Source organism: Cesiribacter sp. SM1 (genome assembly GCF_020178975.1).
Lineage (GTDB): Bacteria > Bacteroidota > Bacteroidia > Cytophagales > Cyclobacteriaceae > Cesiribacter.
In genome coordinates, this window is the sequence record NZ_JAHXBU010000068.1 from 1 (window position 1) to 2,362 (window position 2,362).

Below are 2,362 nucleotides of genomic sequence, written 5' to 3' on the forward strand. Positions count from 1 at the left end.
ATGGAAAAACTACTACAGCCAAAAACCTTCATCTACACTTGTGGTCAATGAAAATCAGGACTAACTTTTAATGGTAAACTTATATCAGTATTAGCAACAAACGGTCAACACATTTTAGGACGGGTCAGGGTTTCACCTTTACACAAAAACGATCGGTTAAGTGTAACTTAAATAAAATTTAACCGCCCTGGCAAAAGTTATTTTGAGATGTAAAAAGCAGTAAATCAGAATTACACGAAACGCTGACATGTTACTAAATTACATTATATTGAATGTTGTAGAGTAAATGGTAAATGAGATGATTTTCGGATACATCAGGGTTTCCAAGGAAGAGCAGAATTACGATCTTCAAATTGATGCTCTTAAGAAAGCTGGGTGCCAGCAGATCTTCAAAGAAAAAATAAGTGGAGCTTCTAAGCACCGGCCAGAGTATGAAAAACTATTAAGCCATCTTAGAGAAGGAGATGTGGTTGTGATCTGGCGAATAGACCGCTTGGGCAGGACAACCCTTGAGCTGATTAAACTTATGGTTGAGTTCAGGGAAAAAGGTGTAGAGTTCAAAAGCCTTACCGAAGGAATTGATACAACAACCCCTATGGGCAGAATCTGGTTTATGCTAAACGCTGTCTTCGCTGAAAATGAAAGGGAGATAATTAGGGAACGGAGCAGAGCTGGCCTGGCAGCAGCAAGAGCCAGGGGAAGACTAGGAGGCAGACCAAAGGGAATATCTAAAGATGCTGCAATCAAAGCATCCTTTGCCGCACTCTTATATAAACAAGGAAAGAGCATCAAAGAAATCAGAGAAAAAGTAGGTATTGCCAGTAATGCTACTGTGTATAAATATTTAAAAAGTGAGGGAGTAGAAATAAAGGGCTGGGTTCAATCTCGCTAGGATTCGGTAAGCTTTAAAAGAAAGATCAGTTACTTCAAAAGATGATAAAGGTTAAGCAACCATTAGAACAGTGCAATAAGCAGCAGGAGCAGTACCTAGCCAACTGCCCTCCAGAGCATAGGAGATTCCATGAACTATTTTACACCTATGGTAAAACATCACCTACAGATACCATTCGGATGCTCGTACAGTTAATCCTACCCAGGAAGATTACAAAGATTGGCTAGAGGGATAACTAATTAAATGTTTGTGGCCATCTGGCAAGAGGATGAAGAAAGTCTTGAAAAGGTACTGGAATCCATTGCTATGAGCAATCCTGCTTATGAATTTCAAACAGTGCGCAATGGCTACCTGGCAGAACTTAAAAGTATCCATTTACTGATAGCTAGATAATATTTTCCCCCATCAAAAAACACCGGATATGTATACCCTATATGAGCAACTTCTCTGGACTGCAAAGCCTCCCCTGGATCTACATGTGCCGGTACGTGTGCACAAGACCCGCTTGTACAAATTTTAAGTGATCCATCAGCGAGGCAATCAGAAAGATAATAAGTTTTACTATTGATAAGTGAAGAATTAACATTCCCATCTTGCTTTCTTTTCCCGCTTGTATTAGCTTTTGCCAAAGCAAAAAATCATGAGTCTGCCTGAACGTCTTTCCTCCCTCTCGCAATTTTCTGATGTAGCCTCCAAGTATCTAAAATCCGGGCTGGAGGGAGCAGCCAATACGGTGCGCTCTTACAAAGCTGACCTGGATTGCTACAGCGCCTGGTGCGAAAAACAGGGAGTTCCCTTATTTCCTGCAACCCCTGAGACCATTGCCAACTATATCGGCAGCCTGGCAGAACACTACAAGCTGGCCACCATCCAGCGGCGCCTGGCCATGCTTAGTAAATTGCACAAGCTCCAAGGGTATGAAAGTCCTACCGGTCACCTTTTTGTCAAGACTGTACTGGATGGTATCAAGCGGGAAAAAGGCTTGCAGCAAAAGCTGGCTCCTGCCTACAGCCTGGGAGAATTCCGCAGCCAGCTCTACCAGCTGGATGAGGGCAAGCTGGGAGAACTAAGGGACAAGGCACTACTACTTTTGGGATTTACCGGTGCCTTTAGAAGAAATGAACTGATTTCTCTGGATATAGAAGACCTGCATTTTGATGAAAGGGGTATCCTGGTGGAAGTGAAGCGCAGCAAAACAGATCAGATGGGGCAAGGCCTGGTGAAGGCCATCTTCTATGGCGCTGATCCGGCGCTTTGTCCCGTGCTTACCCTGAAGCGTTGGATCTCAACGCTCTCCCACAAGCATGGACCACTCTTCGTCAGGGTAAGAAAAGGGGACCAAATGACCAGTGATCGATTGACTGATCAGTACGTACGCCTGCTGGTCAAGAAATACCTGGGAGACCGCTATACCGCCCATAGCCTTAGGGCCTCCTTTGTAACGGTATCCAGGGGAAACGGAGCCGGCAC

3 protein-coding genes are annotated in these 2,362 nt (G+C 44.1%); all 3 read left to right on the forward strand.

Annotated elements, in window-relative coordinates:
* Window positions 1–298 precede the first annotated feature (298 nt).
* Entirely contained in the window at window positions 299–892 is a 594-nt protein-coding gene (locus KWJ01_RS13235) for a recombinase family protein (RefSeq protein WP_224996939.1), read from the forward strand.
* Window positions 893–1,141: 249 nt separating this feature from the next.
* Window positions 1,142–1,285, forward strand: a complete 144-nt coding sequence (locus KWJ01_RS13240) for a hypothetical protein (protein ID WP_224996941.1) — start codon at window positions 1,142–1,144, stop codon at window positions 1,283–1,285.
* 247 nt (window positions 1,286–1,532) lie between these two features.
* The coding region (locus KWJ01_RS13245; protein ID WP_224996943.1) for a tyrosine-type recombinase/integrase at window positions 1,533–2,362 on the forward strand (830 nt) is incomplete at its 3' end.

What these genes read in the sequence shown, in the direction of transcription:
- KWJ01_RS13235 (WP_224996939.1), top strand. Translation starts at nt 299, where the DNA reads ATGATTTTCGGATACATCAGGGTTTCCAAGGAAGAGCAGAATTACGAT.